Below are 17,616 nucleotides of genomic sequence, written 5' to 3'. Positions count from 1 at the left end.
CGTTGATATTTTTGATTACGTTGATTTCGCTGATAATAGCACATTTTGACTCTTTCGGCATTGCTGGCGACGACATCAACAACGGCACAACGATATACGTTAAATGAAACAGCCTGTCTTTTCGTAGCGAAAAGACAGGCTGTACAACAGATCAACGCAATAAGCGTAATCAATCAAAAAAATCAACGGTTAAAAGCGGTACCCTAAAGTAAGGAATGCATTATTGTTAGTTTTTTTCAAATCGGCAAAAGGACTGGTTGCACCTACCTCATAAGGGAAAATGGTTTGCTTGCCGGTTACCCTGGCGTAAGTAGCGTCAACAAAATAAGCACCAAAATGAAAGCCTATACCGCCGCTAACTGTTTTAATATCACTGCCAAGGTCTTTCATCGGGTTACCCTGCTGGCTGTAACCGCCGCGCAGATAAACGAGGCTGTTCACGTTTACTTCGGCGCCCACATGAAGGTTCACTGTTGAACGGTAAAGTGATTTGATATCACTGTTGTCACCATCGGCAGTATAACTGTCGTTACTGCTTAAATGAGTAGTGGTATAATCGATATATTCAACATCGCCGCTTATGAAACCATATTTGCCTATGAAAACAGACGCGCCACCTGCTAATTTTAACGGCGTACGCAGATTGTAGCTTAGCTGATATGGTTCGGATTCGTTTTGATGACTCTTGCCACCTGTGTATTGCGTGGCAAGCCCTTCGGAATATGAATCATCAATATTATAAAACGTTGGTGAGGTAAATACAAAGCCCAGGCGTAAAGCTTGTATAGGTTTATAAATAATACCTAATTTGGCGTTAAAGCCCGAGCCTTTGGTGCTTTGGTCTTGCGCAAAAGTGGATGAAAAGTCGGTAGGGTTGCCGCCATTGGTTATAATGGCGTTGCCATTTTCGGTAAACCTGGCGTGCGAATTATACCTGATATCGGTAATAGCCAGTCCCAAACCTAAGTAAAGCTTATTGCTGTAATTGGCACCGAACGAAAGGTTAAACTCCGACTGGCCGCCGGTACGGGTAATCCCCGCCAATTGCCTTACCGGAACATTCACTGTGCTTGAATATGAGTTCGGGTCTGATGCCGGGCCGAAATTATCGATCAGGACATGATCATATGCCCATCCATCAAGGCCCTTAGGGTTAACACTGCCATATTGAGATACTTCGCGCTTGGCAATACCGGCATAGTAATCAGAAATAGAACTGGTTTGGTTTGTACCGCCGTAAGCAACGTTTTCATAAAAGTTATTGGTACGGCTGTAGCCCGCGCCATAATTGATGCTTAGCCAGCCTTTGCTTTTGTCGCGCCCACGGGTAGTTAGTTGCTGATAAAATACGATGGCTGCGTTGCTCATGTTCACATCGTTACGGTTGGCGCTGCCTGCCTGCCCAAAAAAGCTGGAGCTTATTTTGGAGTTATCATACTCAGGGGTAATACTAACCTCCGAGTGTGTAAAAAAGCCTAAGCCGGCAGGATTGCCGCTAACTGAGCTTAAATCGCCGCCTACAGCTGTGCCGGCGTTGCCAATAGCTTTGATACGTGAGGTTGAACCGGTTTGAAAGGTTGAAAACCTGATGGCATCCTGTGAGTATTGCGCAAAACTATCTTTAGTAATTGCTACTATAGCAATTATGCTTAGTAAATACTTGATTTTCATAAAATTCAGGTAAATAAAATATAAGATTTAGGTTTATGGTCTTGATGGTCTGCCGCCACCGCCGCCACTGCTGCTGCCGGTGCTGCGTGAACTGCCGCCGCTTGAGCTTGGTGATGGCGTATACGATGGTTGCTGCGATGTACGTTCAACCTGTGGCTGTCTGTAAACCGGCTGTGCATCACGGGTAGGCGCCGCGTCCGTACGGGCCGGGCGTGCATAGCGGGTGCCATTGTTATTATTATAACTGTTATTTCCGCTATTGCTGCTGCCGTTACTGTAAGTGTTCGTTCTGCTGCCCAATGGTCTGTTACGGCCTCCGGGAATGTAGCCTATACCGGAAGTGGCACTGCTGACAGGGCGGCGCCCGCTGCCTGCAAAAGGATTGCCATTACCACGATAGGGCCGTGCTGTACCTGACGAAGCATAGCCTCCACCATAGTAACCGCCATATCCACCGTATCCATAACCGCCGCCGTAATAACCACCGTATCCATAACCTCCATAACCCCAGCCACCATATCCGTAGCCTAATCCCCAACCGCCATATCCCCAGCCAAGGCCGTATCCGTATCCTGGTCCCCAGCCACCATAGCCTCCATAACCGAGGCCACCGTAATAGCCGCCTAAGCCACCATAACCAAGGCCGTAGTTGTAATAAGGATAGCTATTATATGCTGAATAAAAATCATCGTAATAACCAAATGGGGAAAAATAACTGAAACGGTTTATACGTGCCGAATAATCATCGTAGTAAAAGTAATCATCGTCGTCATCGCTATATCCATCCTCTGCAACCGGGGTTTGGTTGTAAGCCGGCTGTTGTGCATAAACAGGTTCATCGCCCGCTCGTGCATCAGAAAAATAAACGTTGTCATTACTTTGGTTTGATGCAAGCTTGGTTGTAGAGCAGGAACTCAATGCCATGGCACCGATGATAAACATTCCTATCGCGATGTTCCGTTTCATATGCAGGTTAGTAAAAAGTTCAAGGTCAAATAAGTTTTAAATTTATAAATTTGGCAGCAATATACAACAATTACACAAGTCCAAATTCTATCCAATCAATATGAGCAAAGGTGTTATTAGTAAAGACGAAGATTATTCGCAATGGTTTAACGACTTAGTAATTAAATCTGACATGGCCGAGTATTCGCCGGTTAGAGGCTGTATGATCATTAAACCGTACGGTTATTCGATATGGGAAAAGATCCAGGCGGTGCTTGACGAGATGTTTAAAGACACCGGCCACAGTAATGCTTATTTCCCTCTTTTAATACCCAAGTCGTTCTTTAGTAAAGAGGCCAGCCATGTTGACGGTTTTGCCAAAGAATGTGCTGTTGTAACTCATTACCGCCTCAAAAATGATGGCGAAGGAAATATTATTGTTGACGAAGAAGCCAAGCTTGAAGAGGAGCTCATCATCCGTCCGACATCAGAGACTATTATCTGGAACACTTACAAGGGCTGGATCCAATCATACCGCGACCTGCCTATCCTGGTTAACCAGTGGGCCAACGTAATGCGCTGGGAAATGCGTACCCGTTTGTTTTTACGCACCAGCGAATTTTTATGGCAGGAAGGCCACACCGCGCATGCAACGGCTGAAGAAGCGGTAGCCGAAACCGAGCAAATGCTGAACGTATATGCCGATTTTGCCGAAAACTGGATGGCATTGCCGGTAGTAAAAGGCCGTAAAACTGCTAATGAGCGTTTTGCCGGTGCTTTGGATACCTATTGTATTGAAGCTTTGATGCAGGACGGTAAAGCCTTACAGGCTGGTACATCGCACTTTTTAGGACAAAACTTTGCCAAAGCGTTTGACGTGAAATTCACCAATAAAGAAAATAAGCTCGATTATGTTTGGGCTACTTCATGGGGTGTTTCAACGCGTTTGATTGGCGCACTGATCATGGCGCATAGTGATGATGCCGGTTTGGTATTGCCTCCCAAAATTGCTCCTATCAAAGTTGTTGTGGTACCTATCTATAAGCACCAGGAAGAGCTTGATAACATTTCGGCGTACGTAGCAGCCCTGAGCAAAGAACTTAAGGCCAAAGGCATATCAGTTAAATTTGATAACCGCGATACTCATCGCCCGGGAGCTAAATTTGCTGAATACGAACTGAAAGGTGTTCCATTGCGTGTAGCGATAGGCAGCCGTGATATGCAGAACGGAACAGTTGAACTGGCCCGCCGTGATACCAAAACAAAAGAAACCGTTAACCAGGAAGGTCTTGCACAAACTATCGAAAACCTGCTTGAAGAGATCCAACAAAATATCTATAAAAAAGCATTTGATTTCCGTGCCGAAAACACCACCGAGGTGGACACCTGGGATGAATTTAAACGCATGCTCGATGAAGAGCCAGGTTTTATCAGTGCACACTGGGACGGTACATCCGAAACCGAACAAAAAATAAAAGAGGAAACTAAGGCGACAATCCGTTGCATACCTTTGGATAATAAACAGGAAGAGGGTAAATGTATCTTCACCGGTAAGCCATCTACGCAGCGGGTGTTATTTGCGAGGGCGTATTAGATTTGTAAAGTCCATAGTTTATGGTCGATAGTCCATAGCTATGAATAATTGTTTTTTTACTATGGTCCATGAACTATCGACTATGGACCGTGCTTACAGCACAACCATGAAATTCGCAACTAAAGCAATACATGCAGGGCAGGAGCCCGATCCAACTACTGGCGCTATCATGACGCCGATATATCAAACATCAACCTACTGGCAAAAATCGCCGGGAGATAATAAGGGCTATGAGTACTCGCGTGGTACCAACCCTACCCGTAAAGCGCTGGAAGATTGTTTGGCTGCCTTGGAAAATGCAAAGTTTGGCTTAGCGTTTTCGAGCGGAATGGGTGCAACTGATGCGGTGATGAAATTGCTTGCGCCCGGCGATGAGGTTATTACCGGCAACGATCTTTACGGAGGCTCGTACCGTATTTTCACCAAGATATTTGCTAACTACGGCATTAAGTTCCATTTTTTAGATCTGTCTGATCCGGAGCTTGTTCGCGCTCATGTGAATGATAAAACCAAGTTGGTTTGGATTGAAACACCAACCAATCCTACTATGCGCATTGTAGATGTGGAAGCCATCGGTAAGATCACCAAAGAAAAGAATCTGCTTTTTGTGGTTGATAATACCTTTGCATCACCATACCTGCAAAATCCTATAGATCTGGGTGCTGATATTGTAATGCATTCGGTAACCAAATACATTGGCGGCCATAGTGATGTGGTGATGGGCGCATTGATGCTGAACGATGAGGATCTTTATAAAAAGCTCTGGTTCATCTACAATGCCTGCGGTGCTACACCAGGACCTATGGATAGCTTTTTAGTTTTGCGTGGTATCAAAACCCTGCACCTGCGCATGAAAGCTCATTGCGAAAACGGAAAGCAGATAGCCGAGTTTTTGAAAGATCATCCAAAAGTTGAAAAGATCTACTGGCCGGGCTTTACCGATCATCCTAATCATGATATCGCCAAAAAACAAATGCGCGATTTTGGTGGCATGATCAGCATCGTATTGAAAGGTGCCGATCTGCAGGAGACTTTCCGTATTGCATCATCATTTAAAGTGTTTTCATTGGCCGAATCATTAGGAGGAGTTGAATCATTGATCAATCACCCGGTAAGCATGACCCACGGCTCAATTCCTAAAGCCGAACGTGAAAAAGCAGGCGTAGTTGATAACCTGCTGCGCCTGAGCGTAGGTGTAGAAGATATAGAAGATTTGCTGGAGGATATTAAACAGGCGTTAAGCTAAAAAATGAGCCTTTAATCAAAACTTTCTTATGGGGGATTGGATAAAGGAAGCTATTGCGTTTTGGGATGAATGTGAAGTAAAAATGAAGCCACCCGCAACTGCTGCGGATTTCGAGAAAGCTGAAACTATTCTAAGTTTTAGCTTTCCCGATGATTTTAAAGCGCTTTATGCTGTTGTAAACGGGTTTGATGATTATGAATGGCAAGAGTATATGTTTTCTTTTTGGTCACTCAATAGGATTATAGAAGAATTTGTCGAAAGCGAGAATAAGAATATTATAGGCTTTTGTGATTTTTTAATAATGAGCCACGTTATTGGCTTTAAGCGAAATGCAGTGGGCATTTTTAATGATTACTCAACCGACTACGAACCTATTGCTCTTACTTTTATGGAAGCAATAGGTATGATAAACAGTGGTTCACGTGAAATATATTAAATGTGAACATTTCGGCACATGGATATAGGATACAATAAGAACAGTTACCCCTTTAGGGGGGCAGGGGGCGAAGCTCTCAAAGCCTTCCTCGACGCTAAGGTTGCCCAATACAATCGCCCCGAATTTATTGAGAATGATCCGGTAACCATCCCGCACATGTTTAGCCAAAAGCAGGATATCGAGATCATGGGTTTTTGGGCTGCCACACTGGCCTGGGGACAACGGGTTACCATTATCAAAAAATGCAAAGAACTTATTACGTTGATGGATGGCGCGCCTTATGATTTCATCATCAATCATGAAGAGCCTGATCTGAAAAAGCTGTTAAAGTTCAAGCACCGCACTTTTAATGATGTGGATACTTTATATTTTATCGCTTTCTTCAGGCAGCATTATGAGCGCTTTGAGTCCCTCGAAGACGCGTTTATTCCCGAAGATGGCGATTACTCCCCCTTTAGGGGGTTGGGGGGCTTTCGATCATATTTCTTTTCTTTGCCCGATTTTCCGCATCGTACTAAAAAGCATGTATCGTCGCCATCGCAAAAATCAACCTGCAAAAGGCTGAATATGTTTTTACGCTGGATGGTGCGGAAGGACGATAACGGCGTTGATTTTGGCATCTGGAACCGCATCAAACCAGCCGATCTGATCTGCCCGCTTGATTTGCATGTTGACAGGGTATCGCGCAAACTCAATCTTATCGCCCGAAAACAAACCGACTGGCAAACCGCCGTTGAGCTAACCGAAAGGCTTCGCGAGTTTGACCCGAACGACCCGGTTAAATATGATTTTGCCTTGTTTGGGTTGGGGATTGAAGAGCGTTGGGGCGCGCAGTTTTGATCATTTATCGGTTATAAAGTGGCTGGTTTTTGCTCAACTACAACTATGGGTTTGGGTTCTTCTACTCGACGCATACGCACTAATTTACCATCATCAAAATAGTAATACATGTTTGCAATTACCCTTTGGGCATCGGCTTCAACAGTACGCTTGTAAATAGAATGGCCTGGTGTGGCTTCGACCAGCGAGAGGTTAAACCGTTGAGAGGCTGTAAAATCTTTTTCGCTCATGCCAAGTGCATATTGCGGAACGCCCCCATTTTGTAATACGCTGCAGCTTGTAATGACGAATAACAATGAGATGATTATGAATGACCTTTTCATTTGTGTGTTGTGATTTGGTTAGTAATACTGTGTTGTACCAGTATGACTTGTCACAAATGGAAAGGTTTACTAAACATCTGTTTGAAGATGCGATGTTGCAGTGTATCAGGTTTATTAAATTTTAAAGCTTAATCTTCTACGCCTCCTCCTTAAAATAAACCTTATAATAATTCATCGCCCTCCCATCGTCAAAACCTTTCTCAATCAGTTCCTTATCGCCATGAATATAGATGTGGAAGTTTTTATCAAGCTTTAAAACGCTTTTGTAAATACGAGCCTGCTTCTTTACCGCATTTTCTGATATAATAAAATTATCGGCAATAGGGCTGTCAAATTCCTGCTCGTACTGGTTTTTGAAAGTTTTGAATGATTCAATGGCCTGTTCGTTGCCGATCACTTCATTCGAAAACTCCTCCATATCAAAGGTTTCCTTTTCTTTAAAATACTTCATGGAGCGGTTCAGCAGGTCGATCTTATCGGCCTTGCTCATCTCAAATTCTTCGTCAATTTTTTCAGTGATGAAGTTTTTGTAAATGCCTAATGTGTTATTGGTTTGGTTGAAACTATCATTACGGATCTTTAACTGCAGAAAATCATCCTTCCAGAAACGGGCAGCTTCCTGCCCGCCGTTGGTTTTATCAACAACCACTACCTTGTAGCCGTTTTCTTTTTCGATATTGAAGATCAATACACCTTTATCCAACTTATTGATGTTGATGGCGTCCTGCTCATAATCAACCTGGAAACCGCCTTTGTCTGGGTAAACTTTAAGGTAAGTTTCCTTGGTTTCTGACTTGAAGATACCGATGGCATCCAGTGGGTTGCCTTCAATTTGAACTTTATTAAAGTAAACCACGTACAGCTCGCCGCCTTTAATGTTAGGGTGATTGGTAACCTTGTACAAATGTTTCGCTATTTTCTCAGATGCCTCGTGAAATTTAGTGTTGTCATCAAATACCTGTGTGGTAAAGTGATGCAGTTCGTTCAGTTCCAGGTCGCCACTGCTGTGCATCAGGTGATAAACCTCGTTAGCCTTTTCAAAAGGTTTCAGAAAATATTGCATAAGCAGGTTGGGAATAATCTCATCCTTTAATTCCAACGGCTGTTCGGAGAGTGCATACATCTCTTCCTGCGACTGATTACCAACGTGATGTACCGAAATAGTTTCGAGTGAAGCTTCAAAAAAAGTTACCATAATTGCCTGCGAAGGTAAAGATTTTAGTTAATGGTTCATGGATCATAGCTCATGGTGTGCCTGCGTTTTTCATGTTCAAGTCATATGGAGATGGATTAGAAGGAGTAGGTGAGAAAAATCACCGCGAAATAACGACCTTTGCACTTTGGTAAATTAGGCGGGCTTAGGCTATGATCTATGAACCATTAACCATCAACTAAAAAATGACAGATAATACCGATACCATAGTTGCCCTTGCCACACCAAACGGCGTGGGCGCCATTGCTGTGATTCGCCTTTCGGGCCCTGATGCCATAAACATAGCCAACAGTGTATTTAAAGGTAAAGACCTGAGCAAACAGGCATCGCATACTATCCATTTCGGCAGCATTGCCGATGGCGATTTGATTTTGGACGAGGTGCTGGTATCGTTGTTTGTTGGCCCGCGGTCATACACCCGCGAAAACGTGGTTGAGATCTCATGTCATGCTTCGGGTTATATTATTGAAAGTATCATTAAGCTGTTCATCAAAAAAGGTGCACGGTCGGCCAAACCCGGCGAATTTACGCTAAGGGCATTCCTGAATGGTCAGCTCGACCTGAGCCAGGCCGAGGCTGTTGCCGATCTGATCGCCTCCAATTCCAAAGCATCGCAGCAGGTGGCCCTGCAACAACTTCGCGGAGGTTTCAGCACTCAATTACAGGCCCTGCGCGAGCAACTGGTAAACTTTGCTTCGCTCATTGAACTGGAACTCGATTTTGCTGAGGAAGATGTAGAGTTTGCCAACCGTGATCAGCTGAAACAGTTGATCCACGAGATTACCAAAATTGTTGGCCGGTTAATTAATTCATTTGAGTTGGGTAACGCCATTAAAAACGGTGTAAACACGGTAATAGCAGGCAGACCAAATGCGGGCAAATCAACCCTGCTGAACGCCCTGCTTAATGAAGAGCGTGCCATAGTGAGCCACATCCCCGGAACCACAAGAGACACGATTGAAGAGGTGCTGAATATCCAGGGCATTAATTTCAGGCTGATTGATACTGCCGGGATCCGGGAAGCTACCGATGCCATTGAACAGATAGGCGTACAGCGCACCATGGAAAAGATCAGCCGGTCGGCCCTGTTGGTTTACGTTTTTGACGCCGCCAAAATTACTATTGAAGAACTGAATAGTGATATCGCCAGCCTACAAAAACCCGGGGTTACCATGTTAGTGGTAGCCAATAAAGCAGATTTGTTAAATAAGTCGGAAAGCCAGCAAGTCGAAAAGTCCGAAAGAAGCTTAGCTGATTTATTCGCTAATGCTTACAGTTTCGGGGAACGAAGTTTATTCACTTCTCCATCCCCTGACTTTCGGACTTTCGGACTTCCGGACATAATTTTTATCTCCGCCAAAGAAAAACATCATATTGACGATCTGAAACACAAGATCTACTCCTCTGCGGTAAAAGACCAACTCAGTGGTGACGAAACCCTGGTAACCAATATCCGCCACCTCGAAGCCTTACAAAAAACTGAAGAGGCGCTTGTAAGGGTATTGGGCGGTATTGATGGCAGCATAACTTCCGATTTTTTGTCGATGGATATTAAACAGGCGCTTCACTACCTCGGTGAGATCACCGGTGTTGTTACCACAGATGATTTGCTGGAGAATATATTTAGTAAGTTTTGTATCGGCAAATAGGCACGCAGAATAACACATACTAACGATAACTTATGACAAATAAATTCCTCATTGTTAATAAGTTATATTAACTCTTCTTGTCCAAATTCTTGGATATTTGACCCTGTTTTACTGACTTTTGTAACTCAGATGTAACCCAAATCTCTCTTTAGCGTGTTGCCGCAAAATCGAGTGGAAATTAAGTCGCTTAGGTCGCTTATTTACGCTTATTGATGCTTAACCACTATTAGCAGGGAAATTATGGGTGACTTCTCGACCAAAATTTGACAGGAAATTTTAACGGACATCATCCGTATTAAATTCTCCGGTTATTTCTCTTGATTGATTATCAGCAGGTTACAAACGCAAAAACAATGCTAATTTCCGGCAAAAGAGAGGAAAGAAAAGTAGGATCAAAAAACAAAAGATGAGTTCAAATTTCACCGTAAAAAGGATTTGCGAACATTGCGGGAGTACTTTTACCGCCAAAACTACCGTAACCAGGTTTTGCAGTATTAACGAAATAATTGATGGCGACAAAGGGGTAGTTTTAAAAACTCTTGAAAAAATTGCTGCCTTTTTCGGGCTAAAATATTATGAAATGGGCAATCCGAATTTTCCTATTCCCCCCGAGGACAAATTGCCCACTACCACAAAGTTGGTAATTGCAAAACGGAAGGTAGAGGGAGAACCTAAGAAATATAGTGATCACAGGTTAACAGAAGCGTTGGACGCAGTCCTAAGCGGAAGTTACTTGGAAGAACCAAGAACATCTAAGCAAATACTAACCCAACTCCCAGAAGACGTAAGAACTGCTATTAAAAACGAAGCCCGCCGAATTACTGACTTGTTAAAGCGGGAACCTCGCTGCTTTTTAGTGAAAAAATTCAAAATTGAGGGATCAAGGGAGTATTGATATCTGCTAATTGAATTTGCACGGCAATAGCGGCAATTTGGGACTAGTATAGCAGATAAGTTAAAGGTTGTTCAGTATCGCTGATTAACTAATTCAACTTAACATAGCGCTTACTTTTTTTCGCAATCTAACGGTTTCAATAAAACCGGTTTTATAACGAAATCGCATATCGTAGGCTATTTTTAACAACATTCCAAATACTACCCAGTATATAGAGAGACTTGAGTTTGGTTTGATCGCGGATATACATACAAGAGTTACAATCGCTAAAAAAAGGTGCCTAAAGCCAAGAAAAGCGATATTGTATGGAACTTTGTTTGAATTCATTAACCGTTGTTTAAATAACGGTTTACTGTATTCTTTTGCCCTTTTTTTGTAACTCAAATTATAGTTGTAGGTTTCAAATCTTTTGTTGAGATTTTTAAAAGATTCTCCTTGCCCCCCATTATTAAGAAACTCCTTTAATGTTGGCAACGTAAGCATCATAATTGAATAATATGATTTCACCGTTTCAAATGTTTGCATGCGACTGACAGGGTCGGATATACAATTAAAAGCCCATATATCTGCATGATATTCCGCTTCCAGTATCGTCGCATCATGGCTGCTAAACGCATAATAAAAAAGAGCTAAAGACAGCGGAAATATCAACCAGTAATTGCTTGTAGAAAATAAAAAGATGATTAAAACAACGATACATTGAAATATGGCTGTACTTCGCCTTGCCATTATTTTCGAATTACCTAAAGTTGCATGACCGAACTCATGCAATATGCCAAACCGTTGGTAGCTGGTCATTTTTGATAACCTCTCGCTTAAAAATATATAAGTTGGAGTATATAGCGAAGAATAAACAACATTTCCAGCCGCAAGTAAATTAGTGTCCTTTTCCAATGCAAAAAAACGCACCAAACCTTCAGGTATGAAGTCGTTATTTATTTTTTGCATATTCTTGCGAAAGAAAGGTTTCGCTTGAATACTAAAAAACGTATCAAGTTTTTGATTGCCGAATATTTCCTTCATAATTTCTTCAGCATCCATTTCATAAATGCATTCTTTTAATTTACCATCTGGCCCTCCAAATGATTCTATTAGTTTGCACAGTTCGATGTGACTTTGAAATTGTTTAAATACTTGTTCAGATGCAAAAACTATGACATAAGAAAGCAACATACAAAACACCAATGCCCAAGAGGGATGAACGCAAAATCCTAATAACGAAAAAAAAAGCAAAGGTTGATTCGGAATGGAAGAAAGTGTCAATTTTAGCAGCTCAAAAGGTAGTAGAATGTACTTGAGTTTCATCCCTTTTGAAGTTCTTCAATTAATTTCAAAACAGCGGTCACGATACTTATTATTGATTTGACTTTTGTAATCTGATTAATTCTTTCTTGTTTGACGGATTTTTTAACCTTTTCTTCAATTTGATCAGGCGACTTCAAGCCGCTATTATAAAGTGTAAGGATCGTTTTGGTAATAATTGCAGCGGTAGACAATACTTCTATTGCAATACGTGCATCAAACTTGGTACTTCCTTTAGTTTCAAGAAGCATCGTTTCAGGTTCGATATCATTATTTACATAAGTAATAACCTTACTGGTGGTCTCATTGCCAACAGGTTCAGTCCAAATACTAAACTCTTTTGAAATAAGGCGATTCGCCAATGTTGAAAATTCCATCGCAAATATGTTAGGTATTTTGATTCTTTTAGAGAAGCCACTAATATTGCAATATACTATTTTCTTATCTTACAACTAACTTAAAAGTTTTTTTAATATCTAATAATTACCACGTTACTTGACCTCGTCGGAGTTAGGACATACCTTTTTGAAGTATACCAAAGATTACTTCGAGCTTATAGTCGCTGCTATCACCGTACCATTTCATATTCTAACCAATATTTTCTTTGCCAGTGAACGCTTACGGCTAACAAGCAACTTTAGTATTGTAAATTTGCCTTCTAAGCATCAAAGCAACTGGAGAAACTAATGAGCCGAGTCGAAAGTTTATAATAAAGGCAAGCAATCTTTTACCCTCAATATATATTTTGAGCGTAAGAAAGTTGTTCAAAAGAAAAATTTATAGTAGTTACATTTGCTTTAGCCTCCGATTTGCCTGTGCTAAGCGCAGCCATACCCGCAACAGGAGTGTATGCCAATTGTTGAATATTTAAAAAAGCGGCTTCTAAGCCATTAGAGGTGGGCTTGTAATAAAGTGAAAAATATTTATTTTTTAAAAGTGTCCCTGCTTTTGCGATGAAATGATATTCCTCCGGTACGCCATTCGCATTTAAAATATCTTTTGTTATAACATTAAAATCCCATCCACATTCAAAACCACAACTATTGAACAATTGATAAGCTTTGCTTTCATCACCATTCTTTCTTCTATCACTCATGCATTTTAAAATATTACAAGGGCAAACGTTTACTATTGTTTTTTTAGTTTCAGCTTCATAATTACTGCTAAGAATAATGCTTCCATCTCTGGTTGGTTGATGTTCAAGATGAAACTTTAATTTTTCAACCTTCTCCTTTGCTTTTTTTATCTTAAACAATCTGTATCCGATAAAAAGGTCAATTCCACCTACAACAATTTCTTTTTCATTGCCCTTATCGAATTCACCTTCAATATCTACTTTAGTAAATAGCTTGCTAAGTTCTGCTTTGGCATTATTTAAGTTTGCTTTTTTTATAGTTAATTTAATCTTGTTAACCTTTAATGCGTCGTAAATAATCGAGTTACCGACATTGTTTTTTAGAATATTCACATCGTTAAAACCAACGATGCTCAAGGAAACCAAATCTAAAGATTGAGTAGATAGCGACTTAAAATATCCGCCACTTTTTAGAAAACTTAGCACTCCAAGTTGCAATTTTGTACTATTGGTATCTGAGCTTAAATAATTTAAGTTATCGAATGATTTCGTAACTATTATTTGTTGTTGAGAAGCCCCAAGCCCTACTGGACCAGTAACATCGTTCCAAGCAGCACCAACTGGCACATTGACTCTTGGTAACGACATCAATTTAAATCCCGCAATAGAAGTAGTGGAAACATTAATTTGCCCCTTACTGAAATGGCAATTAAAAACTATAAAAATAGAGATTAACAGGATTTTGCACATAGCGATAATGTTTACAGGTTAAAATTTCATCAGAGACAATATAGAAAATATTTCTTGGTTCTCAATACTTTACAAGCATTGTGCTAATATTTTGCTTTTGGTCGGTGTTTTCACCGCCCCATTTCATTCTTTAACCAAACTATAAAGCTCCATGTGATAAGGGACTTTTTAATAATGTGATAAATATTTCTCTGCCAGTGAAAAGCTAACGGCTAACAAGCGATTTTAGCATTGCAAATTTGATTTAAAAGCATCAAAGTAACCGCGCAAAGGCATTTCCTAAACTGCAGTAACGCCAATTATTTTTATCAACTCCTGTTCCTTATCATAACCATACTATTCGATATGTTCGCCAAAACTGAAGATAAAGGTAGATGACCTGGAAAAACCTTTTTATAAAAAATTATCATACTGGACTTCAATCGTAACGGTATTGATCGCGGTGTTTGGTTTTGGCTTGCAGAGTTATTTATCAAACATTCAAAATGCTAAGGCAGACCTTGATACCAAAATAGCTGAAGCAAAAAAAGATACATTAGACAGGCAAATTAAATTATATAATGATAGTCTTGGCAGGATCACCCATAGAGTGGATTCGGCCAATAAGTTGTACAAACAGGTTTCGGAGGCATATATAGAAGTAAAGAGTGCAATGGCATTTTCGATGAATGGCCTCAGTGAACTATCACAAAACAAATTTCAAACGGCAGACGATAAAGTATCCGGCGTTTATTGGAAACCAATTTTAAAACCATATTAAAAGCTGCGGTCGTTAAAATTTATTATTTACCTGCCCTCAAAGGAAAAGCAGAAAGTATCAATAAATTATTGACAGCAAACGGCGTACAGTCTAACTTAGATACCGCACCTTATGATATTTCGCACTCAAATAACCAGGTGGTATATTATAACGATCCGCAACTGGATTACAGTAAAGCAGCACTGTCATTGTTGAATAAAAACGGATGGCCTAATTTTGAATTAAGAAAAAGCAGCAAAGCAAACGTATCAACACAGTTTTTTAAAATCTACCTGACGAGTTGAAGTTTGCTTGTGGCCAGTGTTAACACCTCACTATATACCGTAAACGGTTTGCCTTGATTGAAACATCCATTGCAAATGTCGGTTCATATTTTTATAAACAAAGTTATTTTAAAGCATTGCCCAACGATATTCTGTTCTCCCAACACGATAATTGTATTCGTTTATCAATAAATGGTAATAGATACTTCCGTACCCCTGCTTTAATTTCGATAACTTCCTGCCATCAGCAAAACACTAACTTTTGTAGTGAAAAAAACAGTGTTAGTGGCCGAATATAGTATAGCTATATTTGGCTATTTTTTTGACAATTTAATTTTAAAATAATATTAATTGTCGTAATTTCAATGGCACAATCCACATAATACTCTATACCTATGCCTTTATGCACAACTATTACAGCTTTAAGAGCTTATACCAATTTTACCGATGTCGTTTTTGTACAGGGATATAGCTTGACCAGCGACGGCGGCGAAGGCCTTTTTTACTGGGACAGTACGGATAGCGTTTCGCCTGATAATGACGGTACAATTATCAAAGTTACTGGGGTGAGCAGCGGAAGATGGAAACGACTATATTCAGATTGCCTGAATGTTAAATGGTTCGGCGCAAAGGGTAACGATATCAATAATGATCAGCCATTCCTGCAAAAAGCCATTGACGCCGCACAGACCTTAAAACAAGCCTTAAGGTTGCCTGCCGGCAATTATTACATCGCCTCCGGCCTCGTTATCGGGAACATCGGTAATCCGACAATCACCGAAAAAATAACCGGGGACGGAAGAGCGAATACGGCCATCACTTATGATTCAACCGTTGCAGGGTTTACGGCAATAACAGTTCTGGGTGGCTCAGGCGGTCTGACCTCCGGTTACCTGAAGGATATCACTTTTAAGGACAAGATTGTTCCCGGCCCGAATACGCCCCCTTCTGTTGCGACCGCTGTAGAAGTTGCCGGAAAGGGAGGTTACCGGATCATTAACTGTTCTTTCGCCCGTAATAAGCTGGGCATTTATCTTCATAACAGGGTTATACACGAATTTACGGAATTCGTCGTAGCCGAACGGTGCGATTTTACAGTAGAATGCCTGCAGTCACTTCGCTATTATAATGAACCGGGAGTCGACAGTAGTTTTCACGGGTCCGGTCTTTTACGGTGTACAGTAAATATAGCCGACGTAAATAAACTTCCGGTCATAACGATCGACGGCAGTGCGTACCCTTACAATGCGCCGATGGATCTTCAGGTATGGTCCCTGGGAAGCGGGCAAACTGTGGTTCAAAACAATTCTTCCCGGATAGCACAATTCCATGGTGCTATTACATTTGAAGGTGGATATGACCCCGTTCAGCCTGATCAATCGGACGCTTGCAAAATTTTCAGAACCGCTGCGGCTCAGATATTTCATGTTGGTACAGTTCAGGGAATAACCTGGTTTAACGTTGGGGATGTAACACTTACAGACGCTCTGAATGTAACGGGCACAATGACGGGAAACCTCGTACGATATAATAAAAAGCCCTCTTCGAAAACTATAACCTTGAATCCGGGAGACAATGACACGGGAATAAACGTGGGGGAGTTTACAGACAGCGACCTCCTCAGGGTCACCTTCCAGGCGCCGAATTTTGACTGGCGTGATTTGCTGTGCGGTACCCACGACGGCTACGGGGGGCCTGCCGGCTATATCAATATTCTCGCCGCGATTAGACACTTTAATAATTATGGTTACCCGGCTCCTGTTTATACGGTCAACGCTTTGGGAAATCTGGTTATCTCTATGACAGGCATCACATCGGGAACCATAAAGGTAATCATCAACCTCATGCCCCTAACAAAAGTGCTGTAAAATCGGGGAATAAAAGCGTCGTTGGATGTATAACGAAATCTTGATTAACAACCAGACTAATTTCTGCTCTTGGTCGGTGTTAACTCCGCGCCATTTCCTGCAAACTGCAGTGTGAAAAGAAGTCCTGCATATTTGTGAATCGTTCAGCAAAGATCAAGTTTGAATAATGCCACAGCACTCAGTACCCCCAGCTTAAAAGATGTAAAAGCCCCGTAGAACTCGCTTCCCGGGGCTTTTTTTAAACCTTATCACAAATCAATATTTCATTGATTTTTCTACAAATCTACAAAGACCGTTCTAACAAATAGCCTTCTTGAGATTATTTGGAAAAAATGGGAATTTAAACCCGTGAAATTCTACTGTTGAGGCACCCATGCCTTACTGTTGGAATGATACATCATTGACTTAAAAGGAGATATTTCAAATCCAACAACATAAGCAGAACTATCTTTTGTTATCGCATAAAGAAAAGGATAATTATCAGGTAAGTTGAGATTCATATCATCCATATATTGGGGAAGTTATGGTGTTCTTTTTTATACGCTTCAACCTTATCAATTAAATAGCCAGCCTGCTTCTCCATGTTATTTAACTCTCGTGCATATTGAATTATTGGCCAATAAATAGCAGCGGCAACAATAAACGAAATAGAAATTACTATTATTAATATCAGTTTGCGTTTCATTCTAGGATGGCTTTTAATCGTTGAGCAAGATAATTAAACAGTTATTTTCCAAGATCCCGGCCTGCAAAAATGATTTTCCCATCTTTCGGTTCATGACTTCG

The 17,616-nt window shown here is 41.2% G+C and carries 17 protein-coding genes; 9 read left to right on the top strand and 8 right to left on the bottom strand.

Annotation, left to right across the window (positions count from 1 at the left end; genetic code table 11):
- Nucleotides 1-189: 189 nt before the first annotated feature.
- Together FHW88_RS02535 and FHW88_RS02530 are read right to left on the bottom strand one after the other, a co-directional pair.
- Nucleotides 190-1,671, bottom strand: coding sequence for an OmpP1/FadL family transporter (locus FHW88_RS02535; protein ID WP_176622915.1), 1,482 nt, complete (start codon nt 1,669-1,671; stop codon nt 190-192).
- Nucleotides 1,672-1,704: 33 nt separating this feature from the next.
- Entirely contained in the window at nt 1,705-2,637 is a 933-nt protein-coding gene (locus FHW88_RS02530; protein ID WP_176622913.1) for a hypothetical protein, read from the bottom strand.
- Nucleotides 2,638-2,737: 100 nt separating this feature from the next.
- Here FHW88_RS02530 and proS point away from each other — a divergent pair, with 100 nt between their 5' ends.
- From proS to FHW88_RS02510, 4 genes are all read left to right on the top strand, one after another.
- On the top strand, nt 2,738-4,210 hold the full coding sequence (gene proS / locus FHW88_RS02525) for a proline--tRNA ligase (protein WP_176622911.1): 1,473 nt from the start codon (nt 2,738-2,740) through the stop codon (nt 4,208-4,210).
- A gap of 106 nt (nt 4,211-4,316) precedes the next feature.
- Nucleotides 4,317-5,456, top strand: a complete 1,140-nt coding sequence (locus tag FHW88_RS02520) for a cystathionine gamma-synthase (protein WP_176624877.1) — start codon at nt 4,317-4,319, stop codon at nt 5,454-5,456.
- A gap of 28 nt (nt 5,457-5,484) precedes the next feature.
- Nucleotides 5,485-5,892: an SMI1/KNR4 family protein gene (locus tag FHW88_RS02515; protein WP_176622909.1), complete on the top strand. Its 408-nt coding sequence runs from the start codon at nt 5,485-5,487 to the stop codon at nt 5,890-5,892.
- Nucleotides 5,893-5,910: 18 nt separating this feature from the next.
- Entirely contained in the window at nt 5,911-6,732 is an 822-nt protein-coding gene (locus tag FHW88_RS02510) for a TIGR02757 family protein (RefSeq protein ID WP_176622907.1), read from the top strand.
- Between the two features lie 11 nt (nt 6,733-6,743).
- Here the strand turns inward: FHW88_RS02510 and FHW88_RS02505 are convergent, their stop codons facing one another.
- Nucleotides 6,744-7,055, bottom strand: coding sequence for a hypothetical protein (locus FHW88_RS02505; RefSeq protein ID WP_176622904.1), 312 nt, complete (start codon nt 7,053-7,055; stop codon nt 6,744-6,746).
- A gap of 136 nt (nt 7,056-7,191) precedes the next feature.
- Nucleotides 7,192-8,250 (bottom strand): nucleoid-associated protein, encoded by a 1,059-nt coding sequence (locus tag FHW88_RS02500; protein ID WP_176622902.1) that lies wholly within the window; start codon nt 8,248-8,250, stop codon nt 7,192-7,194.
- Nucleotides 8,251-8,453: 203 nt separating this feature from the next.
- Between FHW88_RS02500 and mnmE the strand changes: the two genes are divergently transcribed.
- Both mnmE and FHW88_RS02490 read left to right on the top strand, forming a co-directional pair.
- Nucleotides 8,454-9,917 carry a tRNA uridine-5-carboxymethylaminomethyl(34) synthesis GTPase MnmE gene (gene mnmE, locus FHW88_RS02495; RefSeq protein WP_176622900.1) on the top strand — a complete coding sequence of 488 codons (1,464 nt, stop codon included), beginning with the start codon at nt 8,454-8,456 and terminating at the stop codon, nt 9,915-9,917.
- Between the two features lie 406 nt (nt 9,918-10,323).
- Nucleotides 10,324-10,812 carry a hypothetical protein gene (locus FHW88_RS02490; protein WP_176622898.1) on the top strand — a complete coding sequence of 163 codons (489 nt, stop codon included), beginning with the start codon at nt 10,324-10,326 and terminating at the stop codon, nt 10,810-10,812.
- 93 nt (nt 10,813-10,905) lie between these two features.
- Here FHW88_RS02490 and FHW88_RS02485 read toward each other — a convergent pair whose 3' ends face one another.
- The 3 genes from FHW88_RS02485 to FHW88_RS02475 form a co-directional block, all read right to left on the bottom strand.
- Nucleotides 10,906-12,117: a hypothetical protein gene (locus FHW88_RS02485; protein ID WP_176622896.1), complete on the bottom strand. Its 1,212-nt coding sequence runs from the start codon at nt 12,115-12,117 to the stop codon at nt 10,906-10,908.
- Nucleotides 12,114-12,491, bottom strand: a complete 378-nt coding sequence (locus tag FHW88_RS02480; RefSeq protein WP_176622894.1) for a hypothetical protein — start codon at nt 12,489-12,491, stop codon at nt 12,114-12,116. The genes FHW88_RS02485 and FHW88_RS02480 overlap by 4 nt, the downstream gene beginning before the upstream one ends.
- Nucleotides 12,492-12,847: 356 nt before the next feature.
- Nucleotides 12,848-13,939 carry a hypothetical protein gene (locus FHW88_RS02475; protein ID WP_176622892.1) on the bottom strand — a complete coding sequence of 364 codons (1,092 nt, stop codon included), beginning with the start codon at nt 13,937-13,939 and terminating at the stop codon, nt 12,848-12,850.
- 433 nt (nt 13,940-14,372) lie between these two features.
- Here FHW88_RS02475 and FHW88_RS02470 point away from each other — a divergent pair, with 433 nt between their 5' ends.
- From FHW88_RS02470 to FHW88_RS02460, 3 genes are all read left to right on the top strand, one after another.
- On the top strand, nt 14,373-14,699 hold the full coding sequence (locus tag FHW88_RS02470; protein ID WP_176622890.1) for a hypothetical protein: 327 nt from the start codon (nt 14,373-14,375) through the stop codon (nt 14,697-14,699).
- Nucleotides 14,672-14,983, top strand: coding sequence for a hypothetical protein (locus tag FHW88_RS02465; protein ID WP_176622887.1), 312 nt, complete (start codon nt 14,672-14,674; stop codon nt 14,981-14,983). Before FHW88_RS02470 ends, FHW88_RS02465 begins: the two co-directional genes overlap by 28 nt.
- A gap of 374 nt (nt 14,984-15,357) precedes the next feature.
- Nucleotides 15,358-16,830 (top strand): glycosyl hydrolase family 28-related protein, encoded by a 1,473-nt coding sequence (locus tag FHW88_RS02460; RefSeq protein ID WP_176622885.1) that lies wholly within the window; start codon nt 15,358-15,360, stop codon nt 16,828-16,830.
- Between the two features lie 496 nt (nt 16,831-17,326).
- On the opposite strand, the gene FHW88_RS02455 is transcribed toward FHW88_RS02460, so the two are convergent.
- Complete coding sequence (locus tag FHW88_RS02455; RefSeq protein ID WP_176622883.1) at nt 17,327-17,515, bottom strand: hypothetical protein; 189 nt, start codon at nt 17,513-17,515, stop codon at nt 17,327-17,329.
- Nucleotides 17,516-17,616 lie beyond the last annotated feature (101 nt).

This window comes from Mucilaginibacter sp. SG538B, from assembly GCF_013376065.1.
In the GTDB taxonomy this organism is placed as follows: Bacteria; Bacteroidota; Bacteroidia; order Sphingobacteriales; family Sphingobacteriaceae; genus Mucilaginibacter; species Mucilaginibacter rubeus.
The sequence above is the reverse complement of the archived record's forward strand: the minus strand, read 5'-3'. Positions and strand labels throughout refer to the sequence as shown.